This window comes from Rhizobium sp. BK176, from assembly GCF_024808055.1.
This window is the reverse complement of sequence record NZ_JANUBV010000014.1, coordinates 124,920-151,086: the sequence shown is the minus strand read 5'-3', so window position 1 is coordinate 151,086 and position 26,167 is coordinate 124,920. Positions and strand designations below refer to the sequence as shown.

Below are 26,167 nucleotides of genomic sequence, written 5' to 3'. Positions count from 1 at the left end.
AACTCCTTATTTTGTGGTCTGGACCAGACTGGCTGGACGATTGTTCGTCCAATATATATCTGGCAAATCACCTGTTATCCACAAACTCGGCAAAAGAAAGGTTTCTCCATGGCGGATATAAGCATCGGCACCGCAGCGCCGGACTTTGATCTTCCGCGAGACGGCGGAGGCCGTGTTTCGCTCGGTGAATTCCGTGGTAAGCCGCTGGTGCTTTTCTTTTATCCCAAGGACGACACGACGGGATGTACGGCGGAATCGCTCGCCTTCACGGCACTGGCCGACGACTTTGAAAAAGCCGGCGCCGCAGTCATCGGCATGTCTCCCGATTCGGTCAAATGTCATGATCGCTTCATCAAGAAACACAATCTTTCGGTTGTCTTGGCGTCCGACGAAGAGAAGACGACGCTTAAGGCCTATGGCGTGTGGAAGCAGAAGACCATGTACGGCCGCAATTTCATGGGTGTAGAACGCACCACGTTTCTCGTTCGCGACGACGGGACGATCGGCACGATCTGGCAGAAGGTGAAGGTGTCCGGTCACGCTGAAATCGTGCTTGCAGCAGTGCAAAACCTCTCACGATGACGCATCGCTCCATCACATCGTTGCGCGGCGGAGCGATTGACGCCATCCGAGCGACCGATCTCGACGAGAAGACTGCCCTTGCCCAAGAGACTGCCACGCGATGGTTTGGCCGGACCTTGTCGCTGCGTTCGCCGCTCGACGCGTCGCTGCCCGATAGGCCAGGCCGCCCCGATAAGCCGGAGTTAATACCGCCGACGCAGGTCGAACGGCGCTCCCTGCACACAGTGAAGGGACGCATTGCGCTGCTCCATGCAATCGCCCATATCGAGCTTAACGCTGTCGACCTCGCACTTGATATCGTGGCGCGATTCGCGACCGAACCGGTGCCGAACTCATTCTTCGACGGCTGGATGCAGGTTGCCTTTGAGGAAGCGAAGCATTTCCGCATGGTGCGCGCCCGCCTGAACGACCTCGGCGCGGATTATGGCGATCTGCCCGCCCACGATGGCCTGTGGCAGGCCGCGCATTCGACCCGGAATGACCTGACGGCGCGGCTTGCCGTTGTTCCGCTGATCCTGGAGGCGCGGGGCCTGGACGTGACGCCTTCGTTGCAGGCCAAGATGCGCGAGACTGGGGACATGGAGAGTGCGGCCGTGCTCGATGTCATCTACAATGACGAGAAGGGTCATGTTGCCATTGGCGCCAAATGGTTCCGCTTCCTCTGCGCGCGCGAAAGGCGGGATCCGGCTCGCACGTTCCACGAATTGGTGCGCGCGAATTTTCGCGGTCCGTTGAAGCCGCCCTTCAACGACATTGCGCGGGCCGAGGCGGGCCTGACGCCGTCCTTCTACCGCTCGCTGACATCGACTAGCAACGCCTGATCTGCAGCGACAGCAATGCTGACCTAAGTAAATATTAACCATAGTCATGCGTAATTAAGGCAATTGAGGCATTGGCCGTCAATTGGGAGATTCTCCGTGACGCATGCACAGCAGAGCCGCGTATTCGGCCAAAGAAAACAAGAGCATATCCTGATCCTGGCGAGCGGCGATCGGGTCCGTCACCTGACGGTCCGGCCGTGGATGGCAGCACTCGCCTTCTGTTTTGTTGGCGTCTTCTCGATCGGCTATCTGCTGGCCACCTCCTACCTCGTCCTGCGTGACGACCTGATCGGCGCGACGATGGCCAGGCAGGCGCGTATGCAACATGATTACGAAGACCGGATCGCCGCTCTGCGTGCTCAAGTGGATCGTGTCACGTCGCGTCAATTGCTTGATCAGCAAGTTGTCGAAGACAAGGTAGACAAGCTGATGGAGCAGCAACTGGCCCTGACGTCACGCCACGGCAAGTTGGGCTCCCTCTTGGATCGCGCTGAAAATTCCGGGCTGGGCGGCAAAGAAACGACACCGCTGCAGTCGTATGCTCCCGAGGTGAAGAACAAGCGTGCGTCGCTTTCGGGTGCCGTTCAGGCGATCGAAAACGAACTTGCTGGCGCTGACGAACCGGCCGACGTGACGACCGACAATGCCTCGCCCACAGATGTCCCGGCGCACGAGACTGTCGGCGATCGCGCCGATCGCGTTTTCTCCAAAGTGACGCTGTCGCTGAAGGACATTGAACAGAAGCAGCGCAATCGCATCGCCCAACTGACGAGCGATGCCGGCGGTACAGCCGATGCCATATCCAAGGTCTTGACGCGCTTCCGCATTTCGGTGCCGGCAGAACGCGCAAAACAAGACGACAGCGCCGTCGGCGGCCCCTATGTTGAACCCGAAAGCGCCGATGATTTCGACAGTTCGCTTACGCAACTCGATGATGCCCTCACCCGCCTGGAGACGGTACGAAGCACCGCCGAATCGCTGCCGTTCCAGAACCCTGCAGTTGGCAAGGAGATTACGAGTTCGTTCGGTAACAGGCGTGATCCGTTCCTTGGGCGCCTGGCGCTGCACTCGGGCATCGACTTCCGCTTTACGCCCGGCGAGAAAGTGCGCCCGACAGCGCCCGGCAAGGTGATCGCGGCTGGCTGGACGGGTGGTTATGGCAACATGGTGGAAGTGGACCATGGCAATGGCATTTCCACGCGCTACGGCCATATGTCTGAAATTCTTGCGAAAATTGGCGACAGGGTTGACCGCGACGACGTGATCGGCCTGGCCGGCAGCACCGGCAGGTCCACTGGCACGCATTTGCACTACGAAGTCCGCCAGAATGGTCGTGCCATCGACCCCATTTACTTCATGAATGCCGGCTTGAAGCTTGCCAGTTACATGAAGTAACTACGCGCGCTAACCACGTCTTTACCTCTGCACTGGTTGCAAGGCCTGTATTCCTTGACTTAAGGACAGTTTCGGCTTATGTCGCGCTGCATTGCGGCATGCAATCACGCCGACTCAATCAGAGTGCGGCCGAACCGGAACGGAAACAGTTTTCCCTTTGACGACATTTGCTGATCTTGGCTTGAGCCAAAAAGTGCTTTCCGCTGTGACCGACGCGGGCTATACGACGCCAACCCCCATCCAGGCTGGCGCGATCCCGTTTGCGCTCGAACGTCGCGATATTTGCGGAATTGCGCAGACCGGAACCGGCAAGACCGCGTCGTTCGTTCTGCCGATGCTGTCGCTGCTGGAAAAGGGCCGTGCCCGTGCACGTATGCCGCGTACGCTCATCTTGGAGCCGACCCGCGAGCTAGCTGCGCAGGTTGCCGAAAACTTCGAAAAGTATGGCAAGAATCATCGTCTGAACGTCGCCCTCTTGATCGGCGGTGTTTCCTTCGAAGATCAGGACCGCAAGCTTGAGCGCGGTGCCGACGTTCTAATCTGCACCCCCGGCCGGCTGCTCGACCACTTTGAGCGTGGCAAGCTCTTGATGAGCGGCGTTGAAATTCTCGTCATCGACGAAGCTGACCGCATGCTCGACATGGGCTTCATCCCCGATATCGAGCGCATTGCCAAACTCATTCCGTTTACCCGCCAGACGCTGTTTTTCTCGGCCACCATGCCGCCTGAAATCCAGAAGCTCGCCGATCGCTTCCTGCAAAATCCGGAGCGCATCGAGGTCGCCAAGCCGGCGTCGACGGCGAAGACCGTGACGCAGCGCTTCGTCGCCTCGCATGGCAAGGACTACGAAAAGCGTGCTGTCCTTCGCGATCTCGTCAAGGCACAGAGCGATCTCAAGAACGCAATCATCTTCTGCAACCGCAAGAAGGATGTTTCCGAGCTCTTCCGTTCGCTGGACCGCCACGGCTTTTCCGCCGGCGCCCTACACGGCGACATGGACCAGCGCTCGCGCATGGCCATGCTGCAGAACTTCAAGGATGGCAACCTCCAGCTTCTCGTGGCTTCCGATGTCGCCGCCCGCGGTCTCGACATTCCTGACGTCAGCCACGTTTTCAACTTCGATGTTCCGATCCATTCCGAGGATTATGTGCATCGCATCGGCCGCACTGGCCGCGCAGGCCGTTCCGGCGCTGCATTCACCATCGTCACCCGCCATGACCAGAAACATGCCGACTCGATCGAAAAACTTATCGGCGAGAAGGTCGAGTGGTTGAACGGTGACCTCACCGCCTTGCCCCCTCCCGAGCCGAGCCGTGACGACGATCGTTCGCGCCGCAAGGGCCGGGACAAGGACCGCGGTCGCGGCAAGGGCCGTGGAGGTCATAAATCTGATATCGCCGTCGCAGATAATGACGTCGAGACGATGGAAACAGCAGCACCAGCAAAGGTCGAAAGCGTGAAGCAAGAGCGCAAAGCAGAACAAAACAAGCCGCACCACAACACGCGCGCCGCTCGTCCTTATCCGGCAAACGATGACAATCGCGACCGCCGGCGCTACCGTGACCACGATGACGGCCCGACACCTGTCGGCTTCGGCGATGAGATTCCCGCCTTCATGCTGATCACGGCAAACGCCAAGATCTGACGAGCCCATGGGTACGCCGGGCATCGATTTTCCGGGCGTCGGCGTTGGCCTGGTGATCTTGCGGGATCGCAAGATCCTACTTTACAAGCGTATTCGGGCCCCTGAGGCCGGCCACTGGAGTATCGTGGGCGGCAAGGTGGATCATATGGAACCGGCCGAGCAAGCGGCGCGCCGGGAAGCGGAAGAAGAAACGGGACTTTCGATCGGCCGTATCAATCTCCTCGGCCCTGCCGAAGTTATCAGTACGACAGACGAGCAGCATTGGGTTTCTCTGCTCTACATCGCGTCCGAATTTGACGGCGAACCGCAGCTTACTGAGCCGGAAAAGCTCTCGGACTTCGGGTGGTTCGGTCGTGCCGACCTCCCGCGGCCGCTTTCCGCCTTTGCAACCGCTGCCATGGAGCGGCTGAACGCGGACGAATTTCTCTAAGACTTATTCCGCACGGAGCGCCGCTTCATAGGCAAGCCGTACCCATCGCGCCATGAGATCAGGGTCATCATAGGCATCGTCCGGGATCGACCAATATGGCATTTTCACAGGGCTTCCCTTCTTCCCTTCATAGGCCCATTGCGTGGCTCCCGCTGCCGCGAACTCGGAAGCACTCCGCTCGTCGGCCTTGAGCAGCATTTCTCCGCGCACCTCGACCGCAACGATCCGGCCCATATGATAGATGCCCTTGCCACCGAACATCCGCTTGATGGTAACGGGGCCAAGCCCTTGAAACATCTCTTCGATCGCCGCCGAATCCATTCCTCAACCCTTCAAAATTCCGCCGGCGGAGATCACGGCCTCTGGCGTATCCACGTCCAGATGCGCCGCGTCCCCTATGTCGACATCGACCACAGGCACTCCCGAGGTTTCGATGATGTGCCGGGCCCCAACGTCACCTTCCAGCCTCAGGACGGCATCGAACAGCGATTTGGGCAGAACCACCGGATTGCCGCGCTTGCCGCCCGACACGGCCCGGATAATCGATTGGCCGCTCGATTGCCGGAATGCTCCGATTAGCGCATCGAGATCACCAGTGGAAACACCCGGCATATCAGCGAGCATGACCAAGATACCATCCGCGCTCCGCGCTTGTTCGACGGAAAATCCGGTCGCGAGCGACGAGGCCATACCGGAGGCGTAGTCCGGATTGTGAACAGTCGTGATGTTCAATCCGGATACAGCCGCTTCCAGAGCGTCCTTCCGGTGGCCGGTCACTACGACGACAGACGATGCCTGACTGCCGATCGCCGTCATGACGGATCTCCGAATGAGCGGCACCCCATCAAACTCAGCGAGCAACTTGTGCGGCCCGCCCTCGCCCATCCGGCTGGCCTTGCCAGCAGCGAGAACCACGATCACGACCTCGCCGGCCGGGGCCGTTTGCGCTTCCGCTTCACGCAGGCGTGGCCGTGCTTGGATTTCCATCAGGAGACCTCCTACGCCCATGCCGCTGATATCGAGCGCACTCGGCTTCTCACCCGCGAGGATCCGATCGAGCACCCAGTCAAAGCCATTCTCTTTGGGGCTGCGTGCACAACCTGGCGCGCCGATCACCGGCACATCGCCTATACGTCCGAGCACGAGCAAGTTGCCTGGATCGACAGGCATGCCAACCTGCACCACCTCACCTCCCGCCCGTCGAATCGCTTCGGGAATCACGTCTTCATCATCAATGACCGCAGACGCACCGAAAAGAATGATTAGTTTCGCCGCGGCGTCGGGCAAGCGTGATGCTGTCCGAAGTGCCTCGGCGACCGGCTCCACATCGTGCGCAACCCGTGCCTCTCTGACAAGCTGACTTCCGGATGCGGTAAGCCGGCGAGAAAGCACGCGCGCAGTCTTGTCCATCACCGTGGGCTTGAGCGAAGGCAGTACCGTTGCGATCAATGACACCGATCGGCTGGCAAAGGGCTTGACCTCGAAAGCGGATGTGGCCCGCAGCACTTCGCAGGCCATGTCAAGCTTAGCGCCCGAAACAGCGAGCGGAATGATCTTGAACGTTGCGACCATGTCCCCGTTGCGGACGGGTACGTGGTCATTCAGGCAGGCAAGCGTGATGGCGGGATCGATCCTGTTCAGCCGATCAACGGTGCTTCGGTTCGCGACGAACAGGCCGTCCACGGTCGAGTACACATTCACGCGCCCGGTGGACGCTTCCGAGAAGCGCAGGTGATCAGGAGCGACGGCTCCCGCAAGTCGCCCTGCCGCCTCATCCTCACCGATGTCGCCGGGCTCGATGCGTGCCGCGATCACATGCTCGATACCCTCGCCGATCAGCCGCTCAATGTCGGCAGATTCGATCTTGTGCCCCTTGGGCAGGTTGCCGCCTGCAAGCTTCACCGCATGGGCGAGAATCACGCCTTCGGCAACGTCGATGGAAAACGATCCGAATTTCATTTGTTATCACCGGTAGGTGATATTTCGCGGGTCCGCAGCGTATGGACGATCTCAGCGAGAATGGCGACCGCAATTTCCGCCGGGCTCGCTGCACCGATATTGAGCCCAATGGGTCCGCTGATCCTGGCAAGTGCAGCCTCGTCCACGCCCTCGGCACGCAGTCTTCCCAGGCGAGCCGCGTGCGTCTTGCGACTGCCGAGCGCACCGACGTAGAAACAGCCAATTCGCAACGCCTCGGTGATCGGAAAATCATCGATCTTCGGGTCATGCGTGACGGCAACAAGCGCCGTATAGGCATCCAGCGGACGCTCCTTGAGCGCGTCCACCGGCCAATCAGCGGTCAAATCGATGCCGAGGAACCGTTCGGGCGTGGCGAAAGCCGTTCGTGGATCGATAATCCGGACATCGAAGCCGGCGAGAGATGCCATCTGTGCCAGAATCTGGCTGATGTGTACCGCGCCGATAACGACGATATGCGCCGGTGGCAGATGCACGTTTAGAAAGTAGCGGCGGCCATCGGCCTCGATCGACGTCGACCTTCCCGAACGAAAAGCAGCCTCGATGGCCAGTCCAAAGGAAGGGGAGACGGAATCCCCCTCGAGGACGACGCTATCGTCGCCGGTCTCGAGGTCGGTGAGCAGGATGGCGGCCCGGCGCGCCCGGCGCGCATCGTTGAGCTGTCCAAGATTTGTGGCATCCATCAATCGAGCCTTTCGACGTAGACCCGGATCCGGCCGCCACAGGAAAGGCCGACGCGCCACGCGGTCTCGTCAGCGACGCCGAACTCGAGCATCTTCGCCTTGCCCTCGGCAATAACGTCCAGGGCCTCAGCGATGACAGCGCCTTCGACACATCCTCCTGAAACAGACCCTTCGAAATTGCCGTCGCGGTCGACCACCAAATGGCTGCCGGCGGGCCGCGGGGCCGATCCCCACGTCTCGATTACCGTCGCTACCGCGACATCTCGCCCCGCTTTCCTCCAAGCTTCCGCCATCATCAACGGATCAAGGTCAAATGATGTCCCCGTCATGCGATGCCTTTCAATGTTCCGAGGTACCGGCGCGGATCGTATGTTGTCGACCTGGTTGCACCGAGTGCTGCTGCGAGATCGTTCAATGATGATAGATTGTGGACCGGTCGGAATTCGTCAACATGCGGCAGCATTGCGCGCACGCCGCGCGCCCTTGGCTCGAAGCCGTCGAAACGCAACAGAGGATTGAGCCAGATCAATCGCCGGCAGGAACGGTGCAGGCGATCCATCTCAGCCGAGAGCAAATCGGTTCCTTCGCGTTCCAGGCCGTCCGTGATCAAAAGAACGACAGCGCCCTGCCCGAGCACGCGCCGAGCCCACAGCCGATTGAATTCCTGCAGCGTTTCGCCGATCCGCGTTCCTCCGGACCAATCCTTGACGGCGGCGGCGCATTCGTCCATCGCCTCGTCAGGATCCTTGTGTCGCATCTGGCGGGTGACGTTCGTGAGCCGCGTGCCGAATAGAAAGGTATGAACCCGCCTGCGCTTCTCCGTCAGCACGTGCAGAAAGTGCAAAAAAATGCGGGTGTACTGGCTCATGGAGCCGGAAATATCGGCGAGAACCACCAACGGTGGCTGCACCTCCCGAATCTCTCGATAGCGCGGCAAAATCAGCCCTGCTCCGCTGCGCAGGGCAGCCCGCATCGTCCCGCGGGGATCGACGCGCGAATGAACATGCGACGGTCGGAAGCGCCTAGTCCGTACCGTGTCCAGGGGTAACTGCAGTTTCCCGAGCGCCTTCTTGGCAGCGGCAATCTCCATCGCGGACATCTGGGCAAAGTCCATACGTCGGAAGACCTCGTTGCCCGACATGGTGAAGCGCGCATCGATCTCGATGTCAGGTTCATCGCGTGGCGGCTTCTCATTCTCTCGGTTCCCAAGGAGCGCGTCCGCAGCGCGGCTCGCGCCGGGTTTCGCCTTTTCACGGTCACGGGTATCCGGCGCACGGGGCGACATCATCGCGATCATCTTTGCGACGAGATCGCGCGAGTGCCAGAAGAGGCGGAACGCCTCGTCGAAGACCGGTTTGTCTTCGTGGCGCTTGACGAAAACGGCAGAAAGTGCGGCGTGAAATTCCTCCCGCGATCCCATGCCGATCACCTCGACAGCCTCGATCGCATCGACGATCGCCGCCGGTCCGATCTTCAGGCCGGCCTTGCGGAGCGCTCTAGCAAAGAAAACGATGTTGTCGGCGAATCGACCGCCTACCGGAGGAGGCGGAGCGACGATCTCATCCTGCCCGCTTCTCGGATCCATTTGTTACCCAGCCGCCTGCAGTTCGCTTTTGATGTCTTCGAGCACCCGCGCACCGTCGCTGCCTTGGATTCGAGCGATATCATCCTGATACTTCAATAGCGTCCCGATGGTGTCGGAGATCGTTTCCGGATCGAGCGCCAGGCGATCGAGTTCGGTTAGCGCTGTCGCCCAATCGATCGTCTCGGCAACCCCCGGATTCTTGAAGAGATCCAGCGTCCGAAGCCGCTGCACATAGGCGACGATCTGGGCGGACAGGGCGGCATTGCAGCCCGGCACCTTCCGGCGAATGATCTCGAGTTCCTGCGGAGCATCGGGATAATCAACCCAATGATACAGGCAGCGCCTCTTCAGGGCGTCGTGGACCTCGCGCGTCCGGTTCGTGGTGATGATGACAATCGGCGGTTCGGTCGCCCGGATCGTGCCAAGCTCAGGGATCGTAACCTGAAAGTCGGAAAGAACCTCTAGCAGAAAGGCCTCGAAGGCCTCATCGGTCCGGTCGAGTTCATCGATGAGGAATACCGGTGCCCGACCATTCGCGCTGGATAGAGCCTGCAGCACGGGCCGGCGGATCAGGTAACGCTCGGAAAAGATATCCGATTCGATCCTGTTTCTGTCGGTAAGCCCGGACGCTTCAGCGAGACGGATTTCCAGCATCTGCGCCGGATAGTTCCACTCATAGACGGCTGAGGCGATATCCAGCCCCTCGTAGCACTGCAGGCGGATCAGCGGTCGTCCCAAGGCCTTCGACAGGACCTTGGCGATCTCCGTCTTTCCAACGCCCGCCTCGCCCTCCAGGAACAGGGGGCGCTTCATTTTCAGGGCCAGGAAAAGGACCGTACCGAGGGCCCGCCCCGCCAGATAATTCTGATTGCCCAGCATCGCGATCGTTTCGTCGATCGACGACGGCAGCGGCGGATGAGCTTGATCCGACATGTTTCCTCCCATTTCGGGAAGTTATAGCGTGTGATAGTCGCGGTTCATATAGACAAGCGCAGGCTTCGCCTCGTTGTAGCGGACGGCTACGACCTCACCGAAAATGATGTGGTGCGTCGACATTTCCTTGATCTCGCTTACACGGCAATCGAAGGAGGCAAGCGCATCGCGAAGAACGGGCGCCCCGGTCACGAGCCTGTCGAAGGCGCCCGTCTGGAACCGTTGGTCGTTTGTCAGTTGGGCGCGGCCGGAAAAGGCATCAGCAAGCGCCTGATGGTGCGCCGCCAGCGTATTCAACGCAAAGATGCCGCTCCGGAAGAAAATGTCATTCTTCGGATTGCTGTTGTTCAAGCATACCAGAACGGTCGCAGGGTCATCCGATACGGAGCAAGCGGCGGTGATCGTCACGCCGCGGCGCTCCTCGCCGATTGCCGTCGTCACGAGTTGCACATGGCCCCCAAAGCGGCTCATCGCATCCCGGTAGAGGCGCGGATCGATCGGTTGTTTGTTCAACAAATGCATTCTCCATCCGGCATTGCCGGGTTGTCGTTTCCTTTAATATGAAGGTGATCTCTTACGTTTTCTACAAAAGCCGGGCGAAAAGCTTCCTCATTGTGCGTTTTTCTTTGACGATCGATGCCGGACGGATAAAAGAGCAGACAAACGACAGGAACCGGCATCTTTAATGAATACTTTGCGTGGCCTAGCACTTCTGCCGATGCTGCTCCTTGCGGCCGGAGAATGCCATGCTGCCGGCCTAATCGTTGGTATCGTAGCGCCGCAGAATGGCAATCTCGCGCCAATTGGTGCTCAGATCATCGCCGGTGCGAGTGCCAAGGTCCAGCAGGACGGCGACACGATCGTCACGATCGATGAGACGTGCGCGGAAAACAGCGGTGCAGCGATCGCCGATGCCCTGATCAATGCCAAGGTTCAGGTTGCCGTGGGCTTTCTCTGCAGCGAGACTCTTGAAGGCGCGCTGCCGAAGCTGAAGGACGCAAATATCCCGGCGATCACCGTCTCTGTGCGTTCGCGCATCCTTATGGAAGATGCGCTGAAGAACGGCTGGCCACTCTACCGGCTTGCGCCTGCCGATGGAGCCGAGGCAGAAAAGATCATCGACGTAATCCTGCGCGAGTGGGCCGCCGCGCCGATCGCGCTGATCGAGGATGGAACTATCCATGGTCGCGAACTGACGGAAGCGATCCGCAATGCGCTCGAGGAAAAGGGTCTCAAGCCGGTCTTTACCGACACATATCGACCCGGCCAGGAGCAACAGGTCGCGCTCGTGCGACGGCTTCGGAAGGCCGGGGCGACTAAGGTCTTCGTCGGTGGAGACCGTAGCGACGTTGCGGTCATCGCACGGGATGCTGCGGCCGAGAAAATCCACCTCGATATTCTGGGTGGTGACGCAATGCAGGCTGCCGACCAGCCGCTCGCGCTGGCGGATGGCGTTCTCGCCGTCGCCCTGCCCGACTACGCGGCGCGCCCGGAGGCAAAGGCTGTGGTCGACTCGTTCCGAGCGCGCGGTGTCGAGCCTGAAGGCTATGTGCTGCCTGCCTATGCGGCCGTGGAAATCGCGACGAAGGCGGCCAGCGATGCTGGCGCGGATGACAGGCCGATCGCCCAGCACATTGGCGGAACAGCCTTCGAAACTGTCATCGGGAAAATTGCTTTCAATGCCGGCCACGAACTGGCCGACAACCCATACCGCCTGCTGCAGTGGCAGGCCGGTTCGTTCGTCCCGGCAAGTACACCGATCGAGTAGCGTCGTGCGCTTCGGCATGAGTTTTAGGGAGAGATTACAATGACCACGCCCATTCGGATCGCGCCATCGGTCCTTGCTGCCGACTTCGCCAAGCTCGGCCAGGAAGTACGCGATGTAACCGCGGCTGGAGCCGACTGGATCCACCTCGACGTTATGGACGGTCACTTTGTCCCGAACATCTCTTTCGGCCCCGACGTGATCAAGTCGTTGCGCTCCTACACGGATGCCGTATTCGATTGCCATTTGATGATCGCGCCGGTCGATCCGTATCTCGAGGCATTCGCAAAGGCTGGCTGCGACCGCATCACCGTCCACGCCGAAGCCGGTCCACATCTCCACCGCTCGCTTCAGACTATCCGAGGGCTCGGCAAGAAAGTCGGCGTGACGATCAATCCAGCGACGCCACTTTCGGCGATCGAGAACGTACTCGATGACGTTGACCTGATCCTCATCATGTCCGTCAACCCCGGTTTCGGTGGGCAGAAATTCATTCCTGCCATGGCCGACAAGATTGCCGCCGCACGGTCACTGATCGGTGATAGGCCGATCGATCTTGAGGTGGATGGTGGCGTGACGGTAGAAACCGCGCCGGTCATCGGCAAGGCCGGCGGCAACGTTCTCGTGGCAGGGTCGGCGATTTTCAAGGGAGGCTCGGTGGAGTCCTACAAGGCAGCGATCAGTGCGCTGCGGGCTGCCGCGGAAGGCAAATCGAAGTCGTGACGAAAGCAGGCCGTCTTTGATCTCCGAGCGGCTGAAGGCGGCTCGCCCATCTTTCCCCGAGCTCTTTGTCGGCGCTCCCCTCTGGGGCACGCAGATGCTGATATCGGCAATGGCCGCCCTCTATCTCAGGAACGGGATGGAGACGGCGCATGTCCGCGACCTCGCAATACTCTACTTTGCGGGCGGTTTGCTGGCATGGCCATTCGTGTTGCCTCTGGCGCGCTTCTTTGCGCATCGACGATCCCTGGAGACACGCTTTGCCGCATTCTTCGTAGCACTGGCCGCCGGCACCATTCTGATGACAGCCTTTCTCTTTGCCATGGACTACCGTGTCTTCTACTCCGCATGGCATGCGCCATTCGGATCTCTGACATGGGTATTTCAATTCGCCTTTACCGGCGCCAGCGCCGTCTATCAGTTCGCGGTGCTGGGGCTGCGGCTGTTTCTTCCGCTCGGCCTTGTCTGCCTTTTCGGCACCAGCTTTGCGCTTGCAAAACGGATGCGTTGAGATTGCCGCCTGTCTTTGCTACAGGGGCGCCAGCATTCCCTTTATGAACGAAAGCAGGAAGCCATGATCCCGCGCTACTCCCGACCTGAGATGGTCGCCATCTGGTCGCCTGAGACCAAATTTCGCATCTGGTTCGAGATCGAGGCTCACGCCTGCGATGCGCTCGCCGAACTGGGCGTCATTCCGAAATCCGCCGCCAAGACGATATGGGAACGCGGTGGTGCCGCCACGTTCGATGTTGCGCGCATCGATGAAATCGAAGCCGTCACCAAGCACGACGTCATCGCCTTCCTGACGCACCTTTCTGAAATCGTCGGCCCTGATGCCCGCTTCGTCCATCAGGGGATGACCTCTTCGGATGTTCTCGACACCACGCTGAATATCCAGCTCGTGCGCGCGGCTGACATCCTGCTCGCCGACATGGACCGGGTGCTTGCGGCATTGAAGGCACGTGCGTTTGAACACAAGGACACCATCCGCATCGGGCGCAGCCACGGCATTCATGCCGAGCCAACGACCATGGGGCTGACCCTGGCGCGCTTCTACGCCGAGATGAGCCGCAACCGCGCGCGTCTCGTGGCCGCGCGTGCCGAAATCGCCACCGGCGCGGTTTCTGGCGCAGTCGGCACCTTCGCCAATATCGACCCGCGGGTCGAGGAACACGTTTGCGCCAAGCTCGGCCTGCTTCCAGAACCCGTTTCGACACAGGTCATTCCGCGCGATCGGCACGCGATGTTCTTCGCTACGCTCGGCGTGATCGCGTCCTCCATAGAAAACGTCGCGATCGAGATCCGTCACATGCAGCGCACGGAAGTTCTGGAGGCTGAGGAATACTTCTCGCCTGGCCAGAAAGGCTCTTCCGCGATGCCGCACAAGCGTAATCCGGTATTGACCGAAAACCTCACAGGTCTGGCGCGGCTGGTCCGGATGTCGGTTGTTCCGGCCATGGAAAACGTTGCCCTCTGGCACGAGCGCGATATCAGCCATTCCAGCGTCGAGCGCGCCATTGGGCCCGACACGACGATCACGCTCGACTTCGCCCTGAACCGGCTGGCGGGTGTCATCGAGAAGCTCGTCGTCTATCCTGACAACATGATGAAGAATCTCGACAAGTTCCGCGGCCTCGTGCATTCCCAGCGCGTGCTTCTGGCGCTGACGCAGGCGGGCGTGTCGCGTGAAGATGCCTACCGACTCGTTCAGCGCAACGCGATGAAGGTTTGGGAGGAAGGCAAGGACTTCCTCGAGGAGCTACTGGCCGATGCAGAGGTCCGGGCTGCGTTGTCCGAGGAAGAAATCCGAGAAAAGTTCGACCTCGGCTACCACACAAAACATGTGGATACGATCTTCCGGCGCGTCTTCGGCGCCGCCTGAGTTGGATCAATGAGTCGGCGCCTTCGCAGGCGCCGTTTTTCGTTTCGCTCTTGTAGACTTTGTCGATGCGCTGTCGTCGCTCGCCTCGTCAGTGTCAGTCTCGGTATTCGACGATCTTGCTGACCGTTCGTTGCGAGCGCCTTTCGCCGCCTTGGCGACGAGGCGATCGAGATGTTGCAGGTCCTCTTCGTCAAGATGCTCGATGCCGATGAAGCGGTTTTCCGCGTGACTGGTGAGAATGATTTCGTCGAGTTTGGCCTGTACAGCCCGAGCGTCCCGTGTCTGGGCATTCTGCAGTACAAAGACCATCAGGAACGTGATGATGGTCGTGCCGGTATTGATGACAAGCTGCCAAGTCTCGGAGAACCCGAAAACTGGGCCGGTCCCTGCCCAGGCTGCGACCAGCACGACGGCAAGCACGAACGTTGCCGGCCGGCCTGCCCATTCGGACGTCTTGCTGGCAAAGCGGGTAAACAGATGTTGCGGTGTAGCCATATCTAACCTCCCTCGGTATCCGCCTCAGCGAAACTCCAAGGGAGGCTAGCAGTTCCCGGTCTTTTGGTTTTCAGACCACCGGTGGCGCGACAAGCTTCCTGTAAAGATGCCAGCTGGCGTGACCGAGGATTGGCATCGCCAGCGCCAGCCCAACGAACAACGGGATCGTACCGACAATGAGCGAAACAGCGATGATCAGGCCCCAGCTCAACACAGGGATCGGATTGGCGACAGTCGCCCTGACGGAAGTTTCCATCGCGCAGACGAGCCCGACGTCTCGATCCAGCAACAAGGGGAAGGTCACGACGGTCGTGGCGAGAACGACGATGGCAAAGCCGAGACCGAGAACATGTCCCCACATGATTAGCTGCAATCCCTCAGGGGTGTCGAAGATCTCCGAGAAGAACAACGAGACCGAGCGAGGGAAGACGTCGCCGAAGACGTTGGCATAAAGTGTCTGCGCGGCGACCAGCCAGACAATGAAGAAGCCGAACAGCAGCAATCCGCCGGCAATGATCGATGGGAACGCCGGCGATCTCGTTACTTCGATCGCATGCGTCCAGGAGGTGTCCATACCGGCTTCACGCCTGCGGCTGATCTCATAGAGGCCAATCGCGGCAATCGGACCGATCAGCGCGAAACCCGAGATAAGCGGAAAAATCATCGGCAGGAGGTTGGCACTCGAGGTTGCGAGCGCAAGAAAAATCCCGGCGATAGGATACATCAGGCATAGAAAGACATAGTGGGATGGTTTTTCTCGAAAATCATCGAGCCCGCGCCGTAGCGCATCGAAGACATCTGCAACGCTGATCTTGTTGACGACCGGGCGTGTGTAGACATCGCTCGCACCCGACATAACATGGAATGCCGTCATGGCTTTCTCCTCCTCAGCCAAGATGGCCGGCAGCGAAAGGATCGGCGACGACGCCGATACGAGACGCAACCGGCACTGCCGAAAAACATAACAAATTTCGGCGGCCTTGTCCCACCCTCCCTTGACATCGCAGCCAAGCTTTCTCAAATCCGGCGATCATGAAAGCTTCAGACGCCGAAATTCTCATCATCCCCGGTTACACGAACTCCGGTCCCGACCACTGGCAAAGCCGCTGGGAGGCCAAGCTCAGTACGGCTCGCCGCGTCGAACAGGCGGAATGGTCGAAGCCGGTCCGCGACGATTGGGTTCGCCGCATCGCCGAAGAAGTCAATGCCGCGACGCAGCCGGTGGTTCTCGTGGCGCATTCGCTCGGCATCCCGTCGGCTATCCATGCCATTCCGCATTTTCGCAACAAGGTTGCCGGGGCATTTTTCGTCGCACCGCCCGACGTCGCGAATCCGGCCATACGGCCAAAGCATCTGATGACGTTCGGCCCGTACCCGCGCGATCCCCTTCCGTTTCCCACTCTTACGATCGCCAGTCGCAACGATCCCTTCGGCAGTTACGAGCATGCTGATGATATCGCTGCAAGCTGGGGATCACTCCTCATCGACGCCGGGGAAGCCGGCCACATCAACAGCGAGTCCGGCCACGGCCCTTGGCCGGAAGGCACCATGGTGTTTGCGCAGTTTCTCAGCCGCTTGAAGCCATAGCCTAGCCGCCCTGCCGGGGTAGCATCAATGAGATCGGCAGCGGCGCGAGGAGACGCGTCGCGGAAACAAGCACCATGGCGGCTGATTGTCGGCTAATCGCCCTCGCCGCGAATGAAGAGAACGCCCGCCAGGCCCACGAGAACGATGCATTGCAGTATGAACATCGGCCATTCTGGAGACATGTCACTTCCTCCCCCCCCGATCCGGGCGATATAGGGTGCCGCCGTGCAAGTGTAGGCAGACTTTGGAAAAATTAGCCGCGTCCCAGTAGTCGCGCGATGAAGGTGCGGCTAAGCCTTTGTTTTCACATTATTATTATTTTGGCGACATTAAGGGCTGTTTAATTCAATAAATGCAAAATATATACACGCTAAAAGAGCGAGTATGCAGTTTGAAGCAAGCAACTCCCGATAAACGGGCCAAATCTAAAGCCAAGGTCAAAGCTGCAGCGTTTGACGGCAGCATGGCGCCGCAGAATGGTGCTGAACTCTCGGAGCGCGAGAGCCGCTGGAACTACGCTCTTGTGGGATCGGGCCTCGGCGTCTGGGATCACAATCTTCGTCTTGGCAAGCGCTATTATTCCGACACGTGGAAAGTCATGCGCGGCATGGCGCCCGATGAGGAAGCCGACGGCGACTATGATGCGTGGATCGAGCTCATCCACCCGGACGATCGGGAATTCGTCGTAAAGGCTATCGATCGTCAGAATGCCGGCGACCCGGATTATCAGATTTTCGAGTATCGCGAGAGGCATAGAGACGGCCATTGGATCTGGATTGAATGCCGTGGCGCCTGTGTCGAATGGGACGAAACCGGTGCCCCTGCCCGGCTCGTCGGCACCGATACGGACATCACCGAGCGCAAGGAGGCGGAAGAGCGGCTCGCGCACGTGTCGCGGCGCCTCGATCTCGCCCTCGATATCTCCAACATCGGCGTCTTCGAGGCGGACATCGAAAACGGCACAGTCGATTGGGACGACCGCCTTCTGGCGATCTACGGCATTGCAGACACGTCACCGGCGAACACCGGCAACGCCTGGGAGGCTTCGCTGCATCCCGACGACAGTGAGCGCGTGCTGGCAACGATCAATGACAGCGTCGCCAACAACACGGATTTCGAGCACGAGTTCCGCATCATCAGGCAGGACGGTATCGAGCGCGTCATTCGCGCAAAGGCTGCTTTCTTTCTTGACAGCGACGGACGTCGCAAGCTGATCGGTGCGAATTGGGATGTCACTGCCGAAGTTCGGCTCAATAACGAGTTGCAGCGCGCCAAGGATCTCGCGGAAGCCCGCAACAAGGAACTCGAAAGCGCCAAGGAGAACATCGAGCATCTGGCTCTGCATGACTATCTCACCGAGCTACCCAATCGCCGATATCTGGACCGGATGCTGGACGAACGTTCGACCGAATGTCGCCGCACGGGGCTGACGCTCGCAATCCTCCACATCGATCTCGATCGCTTCAAGCAGATCAACGATACGCTTGGCCACCGCGCCGGCGATGCGATGTTGAAGCATGCCGCGCAGGTATTGAAGAGAAATGTCCGTTCCACCGATTTCGTCGCTCGTATTGGCGGCGACGAATTCGTCGTCCTATGCACGCTGGACGTCACCCCAAAGAAAATCTCCAATCTCGCTGAGCGCATCATTCGCGAACTCTGCAAGCCTATACGTTACGAGGGTCACGATTGCCGTTTCGGCGCAAGCATCGGCATTGCGACGGATAGCGGCCCGACACTCGACGCCAAGCAGCTTCTGCTGAATGCAGATATTGCCCTCTACCGCGCCAAGAGTGGCGGCCGCAACCGGCACGAATTCTTCTCGACCGATGAGCGGCGGCGCATCATCGCCAGCAAGCGCTTGGCTGATGAAATCCTGTTGGGCCTCGAACGCGGCGAGTTTGTTCCGTTTTACCAGTTGCAGTTCCATGCCCGAACGCTAGAAGTTGCTGGCGTCGAGACCCTGGCGCGCTGGCAGCATCGGGAACATGGTTTGCTGGCGCCCGATCGCTTCCTCGCGATCGCCGAGGATCTGGATGTTGTCTCGACGATCGACGGCCTTATCCTCGAGCAGGCGCTGGCTGATCGCAAGCGATGGACGGATGAAGGCCTCCGCATCCCCAAGATCGCAGTCAACGTCTCGTCACGTCGTCTCGCAGATCCGAACCTCGCGAAGAAGCTTCGTGGCCTGAAGATCGAACCTCGGACGATTTCATTTGAACTGCTGGAATCGATCTCGCTGGACGACTGCGACGATGCTGTGATCGCCAACCTCCGGCACCTGCGCCGGCTCGGCATCGATATCGAGATCGATGACTTCGGCACGGGCCACGCGTCGATCGTCAGCCTTTTGAAGCTGAGCCCCAAGACCTTGAAGATCGACCGCGAACTGATCCGCATGCTGCCGCATTCGGCAGAGCAGCGAAAACTGGTCCGTTCGATCATCGATATCGGCCGCTCGCTGAACATTCTGGTCACGGCCGAGGGCGTCGAGACGATGGATCACGTCCGCATTCTCTACGACCTCGGCTGCGATATGCTTCAGGGCTATGCGCTGGCCCGTCCCATGCCCGCGATGCAGATAGCTCCTTTCGTACGAGCAGCGTCCTGGCGGGGCGTGGAAGGCCCTGCCAGGGGCCTCCAGCAGGATCTGCGCAAGTCGGTCAACGGCTCCGGCCAAAGATAAAGGTCTGCATGACTGCCTCGATGGGGGCGGCTCACATTCCGTTGATCGCAAAAAACCTGTAAACTCCTTCGCAGAAAGTCTTCGATTCTCTTAGCGGCACTCCGGCAATCCGGATTCCGGGGAAGGAGTGACAGGCGGATTGTGAAACCCTCGCTTTTCCTTTAAGGGGACGCCACGAGATCGATCCACTCGCGCTATCCCAAGAGCGCCAACGATAGAGAACAATTGCAATGAACCGTCGCCGCCGTATTTACGAGGGCAAGGCAAAGATTCTGTATGAGGGCCCGGAGCCGGGCACGCTGATCCAGTTCTTCAAAGACGATGCCACCGCCTTCAACAAGAAAAAGCACGAAGTCATCGATGGCAAGGGCGTCCTGAACAACCGCATTTCGGAATACATCTTCAGCCATCTGAACAAGATCGGGATTCCGACGCACTTTATTCGCCGTCTCAACATGCGCGAGCAGTTGATCCGCGAAGTGGAAATGATCCCGCTTGAGATCGTCGTCCGCAACGTTGCCGCGGGCTCGCTGTCGAAGCGCCTCGGCATCGAAGAAGGCGTAGTGCTGCCGCGCTCGATCATCGAGTTTTACTACAAGTCCGACGCGCTCGACGATCCAATGGTCTCCGAAGAGCACATTACGGCATTTGGCTGGGCCAACCCCGCCGAGCTCGATGACATTATGGCGCTCGCCATCCGCGTCAACGACTTCATGACCGGTCTCTTTCTCGGCGTCGGCATCCAGCTTGTCGATTTCAAGATCGAATGCGGCCGCCTGTATGAAGGCGACATGATGCGCATTATCCTGGCCGACGAGATCTCGCCGGATTCCTGCCGTCTTTGGGATATCGATACCCGCGAAAAGATGGACAAGGACCGCTTCCGCCGCGACATGGGTGGACTTCTCGAAGCCTATTCGGAAGTTGCGCGCCGCCTCGGCATCATCAACGAGAACGAACCTGTGCGCGGCACCGGTCCGGTGCTCGTGAAGTAAGACTTTCAGGCTAAGCAAAGACAGGGACGATAAAGTGATCAAGGCTCGTGTAACCGTCACGCTGAAGAACGGCGTTCTCGATCCGCAGGGCAAGGCAATCGAGGGCGCCCTTGGCGCACTCGGCTTCGATGGTGTGGGCCATGTTCGTCAGGGCAAGGTTTTTGACGTCGAACTCGAAGGCGCTGACAAGGCGAAAGCGGAGAGTGACCTCAAGGCAATGTGTGAAAAACTCCTCGCAAATACGGTGATCGAGAACTATAATATTTCCGTCGACTAACCTAGTCGTGGAGCGCACTCGATGGCTGAATTGACGCAAGAGCTCGTGCTTGAGTTGTTGACGAAAATGCACGAGCACATCGATACGCTGGATGCATCACTCGACGAAATCCGGAGCGAAATGCACTGCATGCGCGACACGATGACCTCGATGCAGCAGGAAATACATAGTATTTACGGCGTCCTCGGCCGGCATGAAGGCCGGCTGGAGCGAATTGAAAAGCGTCTCGTCCTTCGAGAACTTGCAGAAGCACAAACAAGGTTTTAGTCGCACTCATGAAATCAGCCGTCGTTCAACTTCCGGGTCTCAATCGCGATCGCGACATGATCGCTGCACTGACGAAAATCTCCGGTCACGCGCCGGTGACCATCTGGCAAACGGAGACGGACATTCCAGACGTCGACCTCATCGTCATCCCCGGCGGCTTTTCCTATGGCGACTACCTCCGTTGCGGTGCCATCGCTGCGCGCATGCCGGTCATGCAGGCAATCATCGAAAAGGCAAACAAGGGCGTCAAGGTTCTCGGAGTCTGCAACGGCTTCCAGATCCTTCTCGAGGCCGGTCTGCTTCCCGGCGCGCTGATGCGTAATGCCTCCCTCAAGTTCGTCTGCCGTGAGATCAAGCTCGAAGTTGTCAACGCAGACACCGATTTCACCCGCGCCTATTCCAAGGGCCAGATCATTCGTAGCCCAGTCGCCCATCACGACGGCAACTACTTCGCCGATGCCGAGACCCTGGCAACGATCGAAGGCAGCGGCCAGGTCGTTTTCCGCTATGCGGAAGGCACCAATCCGAACGGCTCCCTCAACGATATTGCCGCTGTTATGAACGACAAAGGCAACATCCTCGGCATGATGCCGCACCCGGAAAACCTCATCGAAGCAGCACATGGCGGTTCCGACGGCCGTGGCCTGTTCGCTTCTGCTCTCGAGGTAATCGCTGCTTAACCTTCGGCACGTAAGAGGCCATTCATCCGATCCATTGGAGCAAGTTGATGCGCCCTCGCCTTACGACGACACGTGTTTTCGCGATTGCCGCAACCGCGGCGCTGGTTGCGTCCTGCCAATCGAATACGCCGGCGAAGGGTCCTGACCGCAGCGCGCTGTCTACCATGGAGCGCGTTGCTCTTGGGGCGAACTCCTGCTGGTTCAAATCCGGCGACGCGGCCTTCGCCGCATACAGGCTGGCGCCGGAATTGAATTCCTTTTCCGGTCGCCCTCGCATTCTCGTCGTGCACAAGGGAAGCCCCGAGAGCCGCCCGTTGCTCGTCGTTCAAGCGGAAGGCAATCCCTCAAAGCTCGACGCCTTTGGTCCGATGATGCAAAGCGCCACCGGACCGCGCATTGTCAACGATGTCACCCGCTGGGCCTCGGGCAACAAGGCCTGCGGCTGATCAGTCCCAAAAGAACGACTTGCCGGCTTCCTTACGCGCGTCCGCACGCGTGACGCCAATATCTAACAGCGCGTCATCCGTCAGATCGAGCAGAGCCCTACGGCTTTGCCGTTTCTCATGTCGATATAAGAGCCATCGCCATGTGGATTGAAGCACTGCCCGGCCAAAAGGCAACTCTCGCGAAACACGGTATTGAATCGATTGCACCCCGGAAGGTAGAGATGCAATCCGGGTCTCGCTTTCTGGAACGACAGACATATCATTCTCCAAATGAATTGTATCTGTCGTGGAGATAATGTTGACGTATGGAGGGTGACAATATAGATAATTGTCATGATGACAAATTGGCTCCCAGATGTTTCGCGCGGCTCAGGCCCGGTTTACCTCCGGATCGCGGACAGCATTGAATCAGCCATAGCCAGTGGCACCTTGGCAGCTGGCAGCAAATTGCCGCCGCAACGAAACCTCGCCTATGATATCGGCGTAACAATTGGGACAATCGGCCGAGCCTATGCGCTCGTGCACGAGCGCGGCCTCGTCGCCGGAGAAGTCGGCCGCGGCACTTACGTGCTCGATCGCGCCGAGACAGCACCCGGGAATCAACCGGACCCGCTGACGGTTGCGCTCGGCGGAACACGCCCGATCGATGCGCCCGCCGGTAAGATACGGTTCGACACCACGGCTGCGCCGGATCTTGGCCAGGGCAAGATTATCGGCAGTGTTCTTGCCGCGATCGGCGAGGAGCAGCTCTCCGAGATTTCGTCCTATTCGCGTGTGTTTCCCAAGAACTGGTACGCGGCCGGCCGGCGTTGGCTCGCCAGAAACGATTGGATGCCGGAAACGGAAAACATCGTCCCTACCCTTGGAGCCCACGCGGCTGCTGTCGCCGTCATCTCAGCGGTGTCGTCGCCCGGTGACAAGATCGTCTTCGAAGAGTTGAGCTATACGCAGGTGAGCCGCAGCGCACGTATTCTCGGCCGCCGTACGATCACCGTCGAGTCCGACGAAAATGGCGTGATTCCTGATGACTTCGAGCGCCTGTGCCTTCAGCAGCACCCAAAGCTCGCATTCCTCATGCCGACCGCGCACAATCCCACCCTGGCGACGATGCCGCACGAGCGCCGGGCACGCGTCGCCGAGATAGCGCGCCGCCACGGTGTCTGGCTAATCGAAGACGATCTCTACGGTGGTATGACTGGCGACGAAAACCCCTTGCTTGCGTCGCTCGCACCCGATCGCACGTTCCTGATCAGTGGCCTTTCGAAATCGGTGGCTGCCGGCGTGCGGGGCGGCTGGGTCGCCTGCCCGCCGCATTTTGCTCAGCGGATCAAGGTGACACACAAGATGATCACCGGCGGACTACCATTCATTCTGGCCGAGGCTTGCGCGCGTCTCGTCGAGAGCGGTCAGGCGCACGAAATCCGTAAGGCCAGCACGGTGGAACTCGCCGTCCGTGAGCGTCTCGCACGGGAGCAGTTGCAAGGATACGACTTCGTATCGCATCCGCATGTCCCCTTCCTGTGGCTGAAGCTGCCGGATCCCTGGCTGTCGGGAACGTTCAAGAACGCTGCTTACGGAGAGGGAGTGCTGATCGACGACGAGGACGAATTCAAGGCTGCGCGAGCCGAGAAAGTCTATCATCGCGTTCGAGTAGGCTTCTCCTCGCCCCGAAACCGCGACGATTTGGTTGCGGGCCTCACGACATTGCGACGCCTGCTAGAAAGCGGCGGCGCGGGTTATGACGGTGAGATCTGAGACTGCGCTAGATTAGCCGCACATCCGAAGTAAAAGGCCCAAGCCCCTCTCAAACTCGCTTTATCAAGCCCCGATCGATGCTACGAATTCAGACGGACCCTGACGCGAGTCGGATGAGGGAATCTGAATGGCGATCGAATTTCCAACGGCATGACGCGCGCCGGTATTCAGGTCGGCTACAAGTTCTAAGCTACCATGGTAGTTACCATTCGGTGCCCGCTGTCTGTTAACAGCGGGCATTTTCCTGTCGCGCGTTCCATCCAGTTAGGCTAAAGACACCGCAATCGCGCAACGGCAGGGACTTCCGAGAGCTCATGACCATTTCCAATACCCGCCCGATCACCTCCGAACTGATTGCCGCCCATGGCCTGAAGCCAGACGAGTATCAGCGGATATTGGACCTGATCGGCCGCGAACCGACCTTCACGGAGCTCGGCATCTTTTCGGCGATGTGGAACGAGCACTGCTCTTATAAATCCTCCAAGAAGTGGTTGCGTACCCTGCCGACCAAAGGCCCGCGCGTCATCCAGGGGCCCGGCGAGAATGCCGGTGTGGTCGATATCGATGATGGCGACTGCGTTGTCTTCAAGATGGAGAGCCACAACCACCCCTCCTACATTGAGCCGTATCAGGGCGCGGCAACCGGCGTCGGCGGCATTCTGCGCGACGTCTTCACCATGGGTGCACGCCCGATCGCTGCAATGAATGCGCTGCGCTTCGGCGAGCCGGACCATCCGAAGACTCGTCACCTCGTCTCCGGTGTCGTCTCGGGTGTCGGCGGTTATGGTAATTCCTTCGGTGTGCCCACGGTCGGCGGCGAAGTCGAATTCGACGCCCGCTACAATGGCAACATCCTGGTCAACGCCTTCGCGGCTGGCCTCGCAAAGTCGAACGCGATCTTCTTGTCAGAAGCCAAGGGCGTCGGCCTGCCGGTCGTCTATCTCGGCGCAAAGACGGGCCGCGATGGCGTCGGCGGGGCGACAATGGCTTCGGCCGAATTCGACGAGTCGATCGACGAAAAGCGCCCGACCGTCCAGGTCGGTGACCCCTTTACCGAAAAGTGCCTGCTGGAAGCCTGCCTCGAACTGATGCAGACCGGCGCCGTTATTGCCATCCAGGACATGGGTGCTGCGGGCCTCACCTGCTCGGCCGTCGAAATGGGCGCCAAGGGCGATCTGGGTATTCTCCTTGATCTCGATACCGTGCCGGTGCGTGAAGAGCAGATGACGGCCTATGAAATGATGCTGTCGGAAAGCCAGGAGCGCATGCTCATGGTTCTGGAACCGGAAAAGGAAGCCGTCGCGAAGGCGATCTTCGTCAAGTGGGGCCTCGATTTCGCGATCGTCGGCAAGACGACCGACGACCTTCGTTTCCGCGTGGTTCATCAGGGCGAGGAAGTTGCAAACCTGCCGATCAAGGATCTCGGCGACCAGGCGCCTGAATATGATCGTCCGTGGCGCGAGTCGGATAAACGCGCGCCCCTGCCCGCAAATCTCGTGGCCGAACCGGCAGACTACGGTCAGGCGCTGTTGCAGCTTGTCGGTTCTCCGAATCAATCAAGCCGCCGCTGGGTCTACGAACAGTACGACACCCTGATCCAGGGCAATTCGCTCCAACTTCCGGGTGGCGATGCCGGCGTCGTTCGCGTCGAGAACCATCCGACCAAAGCCCTCGCGTTCTCCTCTGACGTCACACCGCGCTATGTCGAGGCCGATCCTTTTGAAGGCGGCAAACAGGCAGTCGCAGAGTGCTGGCGTAATATCACCGCCACAGGGGCAGAGCCGTTGGCGGCCACCGACAACCTGAACTTCGGCAATCCTGAAAAGCCGGAAATCATGGGGCAGTTCGTCCTGGCAGTAAAAGGCATCGGCGAAGCCTGCCGCGTCCTCGATTTCCCGATCGTGTCGGGTAACGTCTCGCTCTATAACGAAACCAATGGCGTTGCGATCCTGCCGACCCCGACGATCGCCGGCGTCGGTCTTCTGCCTGACTGGAAGAAGATGGCGCGTATCGGCAGCGCCTCCAATGGCGACAAGGTCATCATGATCGGTACGGACGGCAGCCATCTCGGCTCGTCGGCCTATCTGCGGGATATCGTTGGCACCATTGAAGGCCCGGCCCCTGAGGTCGATCTCTTTGCGGAGCGCCGCAATGGCGACTTCGTACGCTCGGTCATCCGTAATGGCCAGGCAACCGCCTGCCACGACATCTCTTCCGGCGGCCTCGTCCTTGCTCTCGCCGAAATGGCGATGGCGTCAGGCAAGGGCCTCAAGATTAGCCTCAATGAATGCAGGGGTGCACCACACGCGTTGCTGTTCGGCGAGGATCAGGCCCGCTATGTCCTGACGGTGCCGGCGGACGTTGCGAGCTTCGTCTGCGCAAATGCCGAAGGTGCGGGTGTCCCGTTCCGCCGCCTCGGCACGGTTGAAGGCGACAAGCTCGTGGTCGACGATCTGCTGACGCTGCCGATTCAGCAATTGCGCGACGCCCATGAATCATGGTTCCCTGATTACATGGAAGGCCATGGCACACTCGCTGCCACGGAATAATGCGCAAGGAGT

General features: G+C 59.5%; 28 protein-coding genes. 18 read left to right on the top strand and 10 right to left on the bottom strand.

The annotated features are described in order from the left end of the window. Positions 1–108 precede the first annotated feature (108 nt). The 5 genes from FHT76_RS30130 to FHT76_RS30110 all read left to right on the top strand — a co-directional run bounded on the left by FHT76_RS30130 (position 109) and on the right by FHT76_RS30110 (position 4,873). Complete coding sequence (locus FHT76_RS30130; protein WP_183862581.1) at positions 109–582, top strand: peroxiredoxin; 474 nt, start codon at positions 109–111, stop codon at positions 580–582. Then, the gene (locus FHT76_RS30125) at positions 579–1,403 is read left to right on the top strand and encodes a ferritin-like domain-containing protein (RefSeq protein WP_183862584.1); all 825 of its coding nucleotides are present in this window, start codon (positions 579–581) and stop codon (positions 1,401–1,403) included. The genes FHT76_RS30130 and FHT76_RS30125 overlap by 4 nt, the downstream gene beginning before the upstream one ends. Positions 1,404–1,499: 96 nt before the next feature. Next, on the top strand, positions 1,500–2,798 hold the full coding sequence (locus FHT76_RS30120; protein WP_183757434.1) for a M23 family metallopeptidase: 1,299 nt from the start codon (positions 1,500–1,502) through the stop codon (positions 2,796–2,798). A 157-nt stretch (positions 2,799–2,955) separates the two neighbouring features. Beyond that, positions 2,956–4,443, top strand: a complete 1,488-nt coding sequence (locus tag FHT76_RS30115; protein WP_114712783.1) for a DEAD/DEAH box helicase — start codon at positions 2,956–2,958, stop codon at positions 4,441–4,443. Positions 4,444–4,450: 7 nt separating this feature from the next. Continuing rightward, a complete protein-coding gene (locus FHT76_RS30110; RefSeq protein ID WP_183862586.1) occupies positions 4,451–4,873 on the top strand; it encodes an NUDIX domain-containing protein in 423 nt (140 codons plus the stop codon). A 3-nt stretch (positions 4,874–4,876) separates the two neighbouring features. Here the strand turns inward: FHT76_RS30110 and FHT76_RS30105 are convergent, their stop codons facing one another. Genes FHT76_RS30105 through FHT76_RS30075 form a run of 7 tightly spaced genes read right to left on the bottom strand, consistent with a single transcriptional unit; the run spans position 4,877 to position 10,567 of the window. Further along, the gene (locus FHT76_RS30105; protein WP_016554111.1) at positions 4,877–5,194 is read right to left on the bottom strand and encodes a TfoX/Sxy family protein; all 318 of its coding nucleotides are present in this window, start codon (positions 5,192–5,194) and stop codon (positions 4,877–4,879) included. 3 nt (positions 5,195–5,197) lie between these two features. Further along, a complete protein-coding gene (locus FHT76_RS30100) occupies positions 5,198–6,832 on the bottom strand; it encodes a molybdopterin-binding/glycosyltransferase family 2 protein (protein ID WP_259128539.1) in 1,635 nt (544 codons plus the stop codon). Next, on the bottom strand, positions 6,829–7,533 hold the full coding sequence (locus tag FHT76_RS30095) for an XdhC family protein (RefSeq protein ID WP_183862589.1): 705 nt from the start codon (positions 7,531–7,533) through the stop codon (positions 6,829–6,831). The genes FHT76_RS30100 and FHT76_RS30095 overlap by 4 nt, the downstream gene beginning before the upstream one ends. Next, positions 7,533–7,862, bottom strand: a complete 330-nt coding sequence (locus FHT76_RS30090) for an XdhC family protein (protein WP_183862591.1) — start codon at positions 7,860–7,862, stop codon at positions 7,533–7,535. Before FHT76_RS30090 ends, FHT76_RS30095 begins: the two co-directional genes overlap by 1 nt. Further along, positions 7,859–9,118 carry a VWA domain-containing protein gene (locus FHT76_RS30085; protein WP_183862593.1) on the bottom strand — a complete coding sequence of 420 codons (1,260 nt, stop codon included), beginning with the start codon at positions 9,116–9,118 and terminating at the stop codon, positions 7,859–7,861. Before FHT76_RS30085 ends, FHT76_RS30090 begins: the two co-directional genes overlap by 4 nt. Positions 9,119–9,121: 3 nt before the next feature. Then, positions 9,122–10,051, bottom strand: coding sequence for a MoxR family ATPase (locus FHT76_RS30080; RefSeq protein WP_183862595.1), 930 nt, complete (start codon positions 10,049–10,051; stop codon positions 9,122–9,124). A gap of 21 nt (positions 10,052–10,072) precedes the next feature. Further along, positions 10,073–10,567, bottom strand: a complete 495-nt coding sequence (locus FHT76_RS30075; protein WP_183862597.1) for a flavin reductase — start codon at positions 10,565–10,567, stop codon at positions 10,073–10,075. A 169-nt stretch (positions 10,568–10,736) separates the two neighbouring features. On the opposite strand from FHT76_RS30075, the gene FHT76_RS30070 reads away from it, so the two are divergent. From FHT76_RS30070 to purB, 4 genes are all read left to right on the top strand, one after another. Then, a complete protein-coding gene (locus tag FHT76_RS30070) occupies positions 10,737–11,819 on the top strand; it encodes a branched-chain amino acid ABC transporter substrate-binding protein (RefSeq protein WP_183862599.1) in 1,083 nt (360 codons plus the stop codon). A gap of 39 nt (positions 11,820–11,858) precedes the next feature. Beyond that, positions 11,859–12,539 (top strand): ribulose-phosphate 3-epimerase, encoded by a 681-nt coding sequence (gene rpe, locus FHT76_RS30065; RefSeq protein WP_183862601.1) that lies wholly within the window; start codon positions 11,859–11,861, stop codon positions 12,537–12,539. Positions 12,540–12,555: 16 nt separating this feature from the next. After that, positions 12,556–13,047, top strand: a complete 492-nt coding sequence (locus FHT76_RS30060; protein ID WP_183862603.1) for a hypothetical protein — start codon at positions 12,556–12,558, stop codon at positions 13,045–13,047. Between the two features lie 63 nt (positions 13,048–13,110). Continuing rightward, positions 13,111–14,418 (top strand): adenylosuccinate lyase, encoded by a 1,308-nt coding sequence (gene purB / locus FHT76_RS30055; RefSeq protein ID WP_183862605.1) that lies wholly within the window; start codon positions 13,111–13,113, stop codon positions 14,416–14,418. 6 nt (positions 14,419–14,424) lie between these two features. Here purB and FHT76_RS30050 read toward each other — a convergent pair whose 3' ends face one another. Further along, a complete protein-coding gene (locus FHT76_RS30050) occupies positions 14,425–14,913 on the bottom strand; it encodes a low affinity iron permease family protein (RefSeq protein WP_183862607.1) in 489 nt (162 codons plus the stop codon). Between the two features lie 70 nt (positions 14,914–14,983). Then, positions 14,984–15,787 carry a DUF2189 domain-containing protein gene (locus FHT76_RS30045; protein ID WP_183862609.1) on the bottom strand — a complete coding sequence of 268 codons (804 nt, stop codon included), beginning with the start codon at positions 15,785–15,787 and terminating at the stop codon, positions 14,984–14,986. Between the two features lie 158 nt (positions 15,788–15,945). On the opposite strand from FHT76_RS30045, the gene FHT76_RS30040 reads away from it, so the two are divergent. The 7 genes from FHT76_RS30040 (at position 15,946) to FHT76_RS30010 (ending at position 21,851) form a co-directional block, all read left to right on the top strand. Continuing rightward, positions 15,946–16,500 carry an alpha/beta hydrolase gene (locus FHT76_RS30040; RefSeq protein WP_183757448.1) on the top strand — a complete coding sequence of 185 codons (555 nt, stop codon included), beginning with the start codon at positions 15,946–15,948 and terminating at the stop codon, positions 16,498–16,500. 391 nt (positions 16,501–16,891) lie between these two features. Beyond that, a complete protein-coding gene (locus FHT76_RS30035; protein ID WP_183862611.1) occupies positions 16,892–19,186 on the top strand; it encodes a bifunctional diguanylate cyclase/phosphodiesterase in 2,295 nt (764 codons plus the stop codon). A 230-nt stretch (positions 19,187–19,416) separates the two neighbouring features. Next, positions 19,417–20,181, top strand: a complete 765-nt coding sequence (purC, locus tag FHT76_RS30030) for a phosphoribosylaminoimidazolesuccinocarboxamide synthase (RefSeq protein WP_007532892.1) — start codon at positions 19,417–19,419, stop codon at positions 20,179–20,181. Between the two features lie 34 nt (positions 20,182–20,215). Beyond that, positions 20,216–20,458 carry a phosphoribosylformylglycinamidine synthase subunit PurS gene (gene purS, locus FHT76_RS30025; protein WP_007789552.1) on the top strand — a complete coding sequence of 81 codons (243 nt, stop codon included), beginning with the start codon at positions 20,216–20,218 and terminating at the stop codon, positions 20,456–20,458. Between the two features lie 21 nt (positions 20,459–20,479). Beyond that, entirely contained in the window at positions 20,480–20,725 is a 246-nt protein-coding gene (locus tag FHT76_RS30020; RefSeq protein ID WP_183757450.1) for a hypothetical protein, read from the top strand. An 8-nt stretch (positions 20,726–20,733) separates the two neighbouring features. Then, a complete protein-coding gene (gene purQ, locus FHT76_RS30015; RefSeq protein ID WP_183862613.1) occupies positions 20,734–21,405 on the top strand; it encodes a phosphoribosylformylglycinamidine synthase subunit PurQ in 672 nt (223 codons plus the stop codon). Between the two features lie 47 nt (positions 21,406–21,452). Further along, the gene (locus FHT76_RS30010; RefSeq protein WP_183757452.1) at positions 21,453–21,851 is read left to right on the top strand and encodes a hypothetical protein; all 399 of its coding nucleotides are present in this window, start codon (positions 21,453–21,455) and stop codon (positions 21,849–21,851) included. Here the strand turns inward: FHT76_RS30010 and FHT76_RS30005 are convergent, their stop codons facing one another. Then, positions 21,852–22,109: a DUF1127 domain-containing protein gene (locus FHT76_RS30005; protein ID WP_183862615.1), complete on the bottom strand. Its 258-nt coding sequence runs from the start codon at positions 22,107–22,109 to the stop codon at positions 21,852–21,854. Between the two features lie 78 nt (positions 22,110–22,187). On the opposite strand from FHT76_RS30005, the gene FHT76_RS30000 reads away from it, so the two are divergent. Then, positions 22,188–23,606, top strand: coding sequence for a PLP-dependent aminotransferase family protein (locus tag FHT76_RS30000; RefSeq protein ID WP_016554130.1), 1,419 nt, complete (start codon positions 22,188–22,190; stop codon positions 23,604–23,606). 314 nt (positions 23,607–23,920) lie between these two features. Continuing rightward, positions 23,921–26,155, top strand: a complete 2,235-nt coding sequence (gene purL, locus FHT76_RS29995; protein ID WP_183862617.1) for a phosphoribosylformylglycinamidine synthase subunit PurL — start codon at positions 23,921–23,923, stop codon at positions 26,153–26,155. The last annotated feature ends 12 nt before the right edge of the window (positions 26,156–26,167 follow it).

Excerpts from the sequence above, each read along its gene's own strand:
- FHT76_RS30010 (WP_183757452.1), top strand. The coding sequence starts at position 21,453 with ATGCGCCCTCGCCTTACGACGACACGTGTTTTCGCGATTGCCGCAACC.
- FHT76_RS30090 (WP_183862591.1), bottom strand. The coding sequence starts at position 7,862 with ATGACGGGGACATCATTTGACCTTGATCCGTTGATGATGGCGGAAGCT.
- FHT76_RS30020 (WP_183757450.1), top strand. The coding sequence starts at position 20,480 with ATGGCTGAATTGACGCAAGAGCTCGTGCTTGAGTTGTTGACGAAAATG.
- FHT76_RS30005 (WP_183862615.1), bottom strand. The coding sequence starts at position 22,109 with ATGTCTGTCGTTCCAGAAAGCGAGACCCGGATTGCATCTCTACCTTCC.
- FHT76_RS30040 (WP_183757448.1), top strand. The coding sequence starts at position 15,946 with ATGAAAGCTTCAGACGCCGAAATTCTCATCATCCCCGGTTACACGAAC.
- FHT76_RS30125 (WP_183862584.1), top strand. The coding sequence starts at position 579 with ATGACGCATCGCTCCATCACATCGTTGCGCGGCGGAGCGATTGACGCC.
- FHT76_RS30050 (WP_183862607.1), bottom strand. The coding sequence starts at position 14,913 with ATGGCTACACCGCAACATCTGTTTACCCGCTTTGCCAGCAAGACGTCC.
- FHT76_RS30095 (WP_183862589.1), bottom strand. The coding sequence starts at position 7,533 with ATGGATGCCACAAATCTTGGACAGCTCAACGATGCGCGCCGGGCGCGC.
- FHT76_RS30105 (WP_016554111.1), bottom strand. The coding sequence starts at position 5,194 with ATGGATTCGGCGGCGATCGAAGAGATGTTTCAAGGGCTTGGCCCCGTT.
- FHT76_RS30100 (WP_259128539.1), bottom strand. The coding sequence starts at position 6,832 with ATGAAATTCGGATCGTTTTCCATCGACGTTGCCGAAGGCGTGATTCTC.
- FHT76_RS30110 (WP_183862586.1), top strand. The coding sequence starts at position 4,451 with ATGGGTACGCCGGGCATCGATTTTCCGGGCGTCGGCGTTGGCCTGGTG.
- FHT76_RS30085 (WP_183862593.1), bottom strand. The coding sequence starts at position 9,118 with ATGGATCCGAGAAGCGGGCAGGATGAGATCGTCGCTCCGCCTCCTCCG.
- purL (WP_183862617.1), top strand. The coding sequence starts at position 23,921 with ATGACCATTTCCAATACCCGCCCGATCACCTCCGAACTGATTGCCGCC.
- purC (WP_007532892.1), top strand. The coding sequence starts at position 19,417 with ATGAACCGTCGCCGCCGTATTTACGAGGGCAAGGCAAAGATTCTGTAT.
- rpe (WP_183862601.1), top strand. The coding sequence starts at position 11,859 with ATGACCACGCCCATTCGGATCGCGCCATCGGTCCTTGCTGCCGACTTC.
- FHT76_RS30045 (WP_183862609.1), bottom strand. The coding sequence starts at position 15,787 with ATGACGGCATTCCATGTTATGTCGGGTGCGAGCGATGTCTACACACGC.
- purQ (WP_183862613.1), top strand. The coding sequence starts at position 20,734 with ATGAAATCAGCCGTCGTTCAACTTCCGGGTCTCAATCGCGATCGCGAC.
- FHT76_RS30130 (WP_183862581.1), top strand. The coding sequence starts at position 109 with ATGGCGGATATAAGCATCGGCACCGCAGCGCCGGACTTTGATCTTCCG.
- FHT76_RS30000 (WP_016554130.1), top strand. The coding sequence starts at position 22,188 with ATGACAAATTGGCTCCCAGATGTTTCGCGCGGCTCAGGCCCGGTTTAC.
- purB (WP_183862605.1), top strand. The coding sequence starts at position 13,111 with ATGATCCCGCGCTACTCCCGACCTGAGATGGTCGCCATCTGGTCGCCT.
- FHT76_RS30080 (WP_183862595.1), bottom strand. The coding sequence starts at position 10,051 with ATGTCGGATCAAGCTCATCCGCCGCTGCCGTCGTCGATCGACGAAACG.
- FHT76_RS30070 (WP_183862599.1), top strand. The coding sequence starts at position 10,737 with ATGAATACTTTGCGTGGCCTAGCACTTCTGCCGATGCTGCTCCTTGCG.